Source organism: Micromonospora sp. ABR4_055, assembly GCF_056160425.1.
Genome location: NZ_JBSWXD010000254.1, coordinates 1 through 5,985, shown reverse-complemented (window position 1 = coordinate 5,985; position 5,985 = coordinate 1). Strand labels below are relative to the sequence as shown.

5 protein-coding genes and 1 pseudogene are annotated in these 5,985 nt (G+C 74.0%); 2 read left to right on the top strand and 4 right to left on the bottom strand.

Annotated elements, in window-relative coordinates; genetic code table 11:
• From ACXAHD_RS31155 to ACXAHD_RS31140, 4 genes and pseudogenes are all read right to left on the bottom strand, one after another.
• A pseudogene (locus tag ACXAHD_RS31155) lies at positions 1–597 on the bottom strand (cytochrome P450); the annotation flags it as partial.
• Entirely contained in the window at positions 590–2,080 is a 1,491-nt protein-coding gene (locus ACXAHD_RS31150; RefSeq protein ID WP_475055018.1) for a class I adenylate-forming enzyme family protein, read from the bottom strand. The pseudogene ACXAHD_RS31155 and the gene ACXAHD_RS31150, both read right to left, overlap by 8 nt.
• 25 nt (positions 2,081–2,105) lie before the next feature.
• The gene (locus tag ACXAHD_RS31145) at positions 2,106–2,894 is read right to left on the bottom strand and encodes a glycosyltransferase (protein WP_281554419.1); all 789 of its coding nucleotides are present in this window, start codon (positions 2,892–2,894) and stop codon (positions 2,106–2,108) included.
• Positions 2,891–3,919 (bottom strand): 3-oxoacyl-ACP synthase III family protein, encoded by a 1,029-nt coding sequence (locus tag ACXAHD_RS31140; protein WP_289212684.1) that lies wholly within the window; start codon positions 3,917–3,919, stop codon positions 2,891–2,893. Before ACXAHD_RS31140 ends, ACXAHD_RS31145 begins: the two co-directional genes overlap by 4 nt.
• Positions 3,920–4,071: 152 nt before the next feature.
• On the opposite strand from ACXAHD_RS31140, the gene ACXAHD_RS31135 reads away from it, so the two are divergent.
• On the top strand, positions 4,072–4,338 hold the full coding sequence (locus ACXAHD_RS31135) for a DUF6343 family protein (protein ID WP_281554421.1): 267 nt from the start codon (positions 4,072–4,074) through the stop codon (positions 4,336–4,338).
• A 352-nt stretch (positions 4,339–4,690) separates the two neighbouring features.
• Positions 4,691–5,878, top strand: a complete 1,188-nt coding sequence (gene tuf / locus ACXAHD_RS31130) for an elongation factor Tu (RefSeq protein WP_281567366.1) — start codon at positions 4,691–4,693, stop codon at positions 5,876–5,878.
• The last annotated feature ends 107 nt before the right edge of the window (positions 5,879–5,985 follow it).

The window sequence follows — 5,985 nt, the reverse complement described above, 5'->3', positions numbered from 1 at the left end:
TCTATGTCTTTTGGGTTTGGAGGTGTGGATAAGAGCCAGGTCCCGGGCGGCCCGGCCCGGCCAGCGCAGCCCGGGCAGATGCTCTCGGGCTGCGTGCGCCGCAGCGGACCTGGCCGCGGCGGTCAACGCGTGCGCCGACACCGACACGTCCAGCATCGCGGCGGTACTCGCCCCGGCCAGCTCGGCCACCAGATCGACGACATCCACCTCGGCCCCGTCGCCCAGCGGTACCAGCCGCCGCCGCAGCACGTCCAGCCAGACCGGGCGTAGCCGGACGACCCCGTCGGCGCCGTACACCGACGCGGCGGCCCGGCGGGTCCGCCGGTGCCCGGCGCCGTCCTGGTCGAACAGGAACCCATCGCCGCCGGTGGCCCGGCGTGCCGTCCCGGCGGTGGTCCGCTCGGCCGAGCGGTCCAACGGGACCCGACGCAGCGCTTGGGCGAACGGCGCGGCGTCGTGCACCAGAACGGTCCGGCCGATCCGGCGCACCGGCGCGCGTCGGGTCGCCGCCAACAGGGCGAACAGCACCGGATGGCTACCCAGGTAGACCAGCCGGTCCCGGCGGCGGCCCCGCCGGGTCGGTCGCTGTTCATCCATCGCCGGCCACCCGCGCCGCAGCTCGCGCCGTTACCTGCGCCGCCACCTGAGCCGCCGCCTGCCGGTCCGGCTTGCGGGACCGCCCGGCCAGCGGAACCCGGGCGAACACCACCCGGTCCGGCCGGGCCGATCCCATCCGGTCCAGCACCGGCCGCAACGCGACCCGCAGCCGGGCCCGGTCGGCGCCCGGCTCCGGCTGCACCACGGCCACCAGCCGTTCGTCCCCGTCGTCGGCCGGCACGCCGACCAGCACCGCCAACGCCACCCCCGGCACGTGCAACGCCGGCTCGTACAGGCCCGGGTAGATGTTCTCCGCCGCCCGCAGCACCATGTCCTTGCACCGGCCGGCGAGCACCAGCCGGTCGCCGTCGAGCCGGCCGACGTCGCCGGTGGCCACCTCGGCCATCGGCGGTTCGCCGAGGTACCGGTCGGCCTGCCCCGGACCGGACAGTCGCACCTGCCCGGTGTCGTCGACCCGGGCGGTCACCCCCGCCAGCGGCCGGCCCACCAGGTCCCCGTCGGCGGCGTACCCGCGCTTGTCGGCCTCCTCAACGGCTGCGGCCGGGAACAGTTCGGTCAGCGCGTACACCCCGTACGCCCGGTCCGCGCCGGCCCGCTTGACCCGGCCCAGCAGGGCGGCGCTGACCGGGGCCGAGCCGCTGAACACCCGCCCGGTCAGTCGGGGCGAGTGCTCCAGCACCGCGCGCAGTTGCGGTGGTGTCAGGTACGTCGCCTGCGGCCGCAGCCGGGTCAGCTGCCGGGCCAGCAGCGCCGGCGACCGGGCCGGCAACGCCACCGGCGCGCCGGCCGTCAACGCCGGCACCAGCACGAAGAACGTGCCGCCCAGCACCGGCACATCGGGCTGCGGGCCGACCAGCCCGGTCACCGCCCGCATCCCGGCGGACAACCCGGCCCGGGTGTGCACCACCGCCCGTGGCCGGCTGGTCGTCCCCGAGGTGAAGACGATCACCGCGTCACCGTCGCCGTCGAACGCCGCCGGTAGCGGGCCGGTGCCCGCCGGCAGCGCCGGCGCGCAGCCCGGCAACCGGCGCCCGACCGTACGGACCGGGGCGATCCGGGTCAGATCCGGCAGCGCCAGGTGCGCGCGGCGGGCCAGCGGACCGGCCCAGCCGGCCACCGCCTGCGCCACCGAGTCGGCCAGCACCAACGCTGGCTCGGCCACGGCGAGCCGGGCGGTCAGCACATCCGGACCGGCCGTCGGGTCCAGCACCGCCACCCGCACCCCCAGGTGGTACGCGGCCAGCAGTACCGCCAGCGAGCGGAGGCCCGGGCGTACCGCCAAGCCCAGGGTGTCCCCGGCGGCGAGCCCGTGCCGGGCCAGCGTGGCGGCGTACCGGTCGGTGAGACCGGTCAGGTCACCGGTGGTGGCCCGGACCCGGCAGCGGCCGGTCAGTGCCGTGGCGGTCAGCACCGCCGGCCGGTGCGGGTCGGCGCGCAACGTGGCCGCGAGTCGGTCCAGCATCAGCGGCCTCCGTCCCGGCGTGCGGTCACCGGGGATCCTCGGTCAACGGGCCGGCACCCCGGTCCAGGTACCAGGCGGCGGTGCGCCGCAGGCCGTACGCCCGCAGCCGCCGGGTCGAGTTCTCCACCACCATGTCCCGGCGGTGGATGATCGCCGACGTGTTGCTGCGTACCCGGTTGAGGAAGGTCCGGTCGGTCGGTGACGGCCGGCGCGGCATGCCGCCGCACGCCTGGTACAGCTCGGTGGTGACCGCCATGTTGTTGCCGGCGTGCATCCGGTACGGCGCCAGGTAGCCGTCGCCGCGTCGGTGTGCCGGCCGCAGCCGACCGAACGCCGCGGCGAGGAGCACCAGCAGCCGGAACCCGGCCCGACCCAGCGGGCCGTGCTCGTCGCGGCGGGCCCGGATCGCGCCGCAGACCAGCCCGGCACCGCCGGCCAGCCCGGCCCGGGCCGCCGCCACCCAACCGGGGTGCGGCAGACAGTCGGCGTCGGTGCGGGCCAGCCACCGGGCGCCGTGCGCGATGGCGTACCGGAAACCGGTGTCGACCGCGGCGCCGACGCCCTTCTGCGGTTCCTGCAGCAGCCGGACTGGAAACGGCGCGGCCGCGGCGAACCGTTCGACCACGGCGGCGGTGCCGTCCGTGGAGCCGTTGTCGACCACGACCAGGGTGAAGTCCCGGTCGGTCTGGTCGGCTAGCGCGGCCAGCGTGGCACCGATCCGGGCCTGCTCCTGGTACGCCGGCACCACCACCCACAGCGGCCCCGCACCGGCCGCCGCCGGTGCGGCGGGTGGCTGCTCGACCGCCCGGGTCACGGCTTCTCCCAGACCATCGTCATCACACTGACCCCGCCACCGAGGCCGACCGCCAGCACCCGGTCGCCGCTGCGCAGTCCGGCGTCGATCCGGGCCAGCTGCACGCCGAGGGTGGCGCTGGCCAGGTTGCCGAACTCGGTGACCGTCACCTCCAGCTTCTCCTTCGGCACCCCGGTGACCTCGATGAAGCGTTCCAGGTACGGCACGCTGACCTGGTGCACCAGGACGCGTTCGTAGTCGACCCAGTCCCAGCCGGTGCGCCGCCGAACCCGGTCCAGGATGTCGGTGCCGATCCGCTCGAAGACCGACCGCAGGGCGTGCCCGTCGCCGTGGAAGTAGGTGTGCTCGTCACCGCGCGGATGCCGGGAGCCACCGCCGAAGATGCCACCGACCGCCCAGTGCCCGGACCGGGTCTCGGTGTCGACGTCGACGATCCCGCCGTTTGACACCGGCTCGACCAGCACCGCCGCCCCGCCGTCGCCGAACGTGTAGCCGGCGAACGACGACCGGGCCTGCGCCATGCTGTCCAGCCGGGGACGCATGACCCGGGTCGGGGTCTCACCGGTGACGACCAGCGCCCGCCGCGCCCGTCCGGCCACGATCATCGACCGGGCCAGGTCGATGCCGTTGATGAAGCTGTTGCAGGCGTTGCTGACGTCGACCGCGTGCGCCGATCCACCCAGCTCGGCCTGGACGATGTGCGCGGTCGCCGGCTCGACCATGTCCCGGCTGGCCGAGGCGAACAGCAGCAGGTCGACGTCGTCGGCGGTGCGTCCGGCGGTGTCGAGCGCCCGCCGGGCGGCCCGCACCGCGAACGTCGAGGCGTACTCGTCGTCGGCGGCGACCCGGCGCTGTCCGATGCCGGTCATCGTGGCGAACAGGCCGGGTGGCAGTGCGACGTCACTGGCGGCGGTGATCCGGTCCTGCAGGTCGGCGGTGGTGAGGGTACGGTCGGGGAGGCTGACGCCGACCCCGGTGATGCCGACCCGGGGGACGGGCCACTCCGGTCGCGACGAAACGTTCATCGGCTCAGCTTCCTGCCGGACCGGCCGGTCCGGATGAGTAGGGGTGCTCAGCCCGACCTGGTGGTGCGGGCCGACGTCGGTAGCTCGTCGTCGAGCCTCAACGGGCGCGTTCGCGAGGTTACGGCCCGGTGTCTGCCGGGTACAGCCCGGGGATGGCCACGAAGTCGCAGCCCAACAGGGCCCGGGGTACCGTCGGTCACGCCTACAGCGCGTTGAATCTGCGGCTGGCGATGGCCGGTTTCGGGCTGGTCTTCTGCACCGTGCTCGGGGCGCTCGCCTGGCGGGCCGACCTCACCGCCGGCGCGGTCGTGCTGTGGGTGCTGGCCGTGATCGCCGTGGTCGACCTGGTCGTCGTGCAGCGTCGCCGCCGGGCCCGCCGGCGGGAGCAACCGGGCGTACGGCATTCGCTGTTCGAGTGATGCGGGGTTCGCGCCGTCCGCGCGACCCGGGGTCTCGCCGTTCGGGTGAGCCGGAATTCGATGGCCCGGCCCGGCGTTACTGGCTAGCGTGACCGCCATGTTCGGCACCGTCGGCGCTGTGCGGCCCGCAGGTCTTCACCTGCCGGGCGCCGCCGTCGTGTGCGCGTGGCTGGCTGATACCCGAGGCTGACCCTCCTCCCGCTGCGGCAGAACCACGGAGGAGGGTGGCCCGGTCCCTCCGGCGCCGCCCGTTGACGGGTGCGCCGGGCGGCGTGGTTCTGACGCGGTCGGGCGGTCTGGCACCCGCCCGCGTTCGTCGTCCGCCAGCTCGTTACCAACCTGGAAGATCATCATGGCCAAGAGTCAGTTCGTGCGGGCGAAGCCGCACCTCAACATCGGCACCATGGGTCACGTCGACCACGGCAAGACCACCCTGACCGCCGCGATCACCAAGGTCCTCGCCGACCGGGACCCGGCGGCCAACCGGTTCGTGTCCTTCGACGGCATCGACCGGGCGCCGGAGGAGGTCTCGCGGGGCATCACCATCAACATCTCGCACGTCGAGTACGAGACCGCGACCCGGCACTACGCCCACGTGGACATGCCGGGCCACGCCGACTTCGTGAAGAACATGATCACGGGTGCGGCACAGGTGGACGGGGCCATCCTGGTCGTCTCCGCGCTCGACGGGGCGATGCCGCAGACCCGCGAGCACGTGCTGCTGGCCCGTCGGGTCGGGGTGCCGTACCTGGTGGTGGCGATGAACAAGGCCGACGCGGTCGACGACCCGGAGCTGCTCGACCTGGTCGAGCTCGAGGTCCGCGACCTCGTCGCCGAGTACGGGTTCCCCGGTGAGCAGGTGCCGGTGGTACGGGTGTCGGCGCTGCGGGCGCTGGAGGGCGACCCGCGCTGGGTTGACTCCATCGTGGAGCTGCTCGACGCGGTCGACCGGTACGTCCCGGTGCCGCCCCGCGAGCTGGGCGAGCCGTTCCTGATGCCGATCGAGAACGTGCTGACCATCTCCGGTCGGGGCACCGTGGTGACCGGCGCGGTCGAGCGGGGCGCCCTGCGGATCGGCGACCCGGTGGAGGTGGTCGGGCTCGGTCCGACGCTGTCGACCGTGGCGACCGGGCTGGAGACGTTCGGCAAGTCGCTGGACACCGCCGAGGCCGGCGACAACGCCGCCGTACTGCTGCGCGGGGTCAAGCGGGACCAGGTGCAGCGGGGCCAGGTGGTGGCGGTGCCCGGCACCGTCACGCCGCACCAACGGTTCCGGGCCCGGCTGTACGTGCTGACCACCGCTGAGGGCGGCCGGCACACGCCGTTTTTCGCGAACTACCGGCCGCAGTTCTATTTCCGTACTACGGACGTGGTCGGGTCGGTGCGGCTCGCCGACGGCGCGATGGCCATGCCGGGCGACACCGTCGGAGTGACGGTGGAGCTGGGTAGGCCGGTCGCGATGGACGTCGGGCTCGGCTTCGCGGTCCGTGAGGGCGGCCGTACGGTGGCTGCCGGCACGGTGGCCGAGCTGCTCGACTGAGCCACGGGGTACGGGCCCCCCGCCCCGCCCGAGGGACCGTCCCCCTGTAAAGGGTTCTTATTTTCCTCTTTTCCCCCCAAACTCCCTTTCCGCAAAAAAAGCAGAAG

Coding starts and splice junctions, on each gene's coding strand:
- ACXAHD_RS31150 (WP_475055018.1), bottom strand. CDS start 2,080: ATGCTGGACCGACTCGCGGCCACGTTGCGCGCCGACCCGCACCGGCCG.
- ACXAHD_RS31135 (WP_281554421.1), top strand. CDS start 4,072: ATGGCCACGAAGTCGCAGCCCAACAGGGCCCGGGGTACCGTCGGTCAC.
- ACXAHD_RS31140 (WP_289212684.1), bottom strand. CDS start 3,919: ATGAACGTTTCGTCGCGACCGGAGTGGCCCGTCCCCCGGGTCGGCATC.
- tuf (WP_281567366.1), top strand. CDS start 4,691: ATGGCCAAGAGTCAGTTCGTGCGGGCGAAGCCGCACCTCAACATCGGC.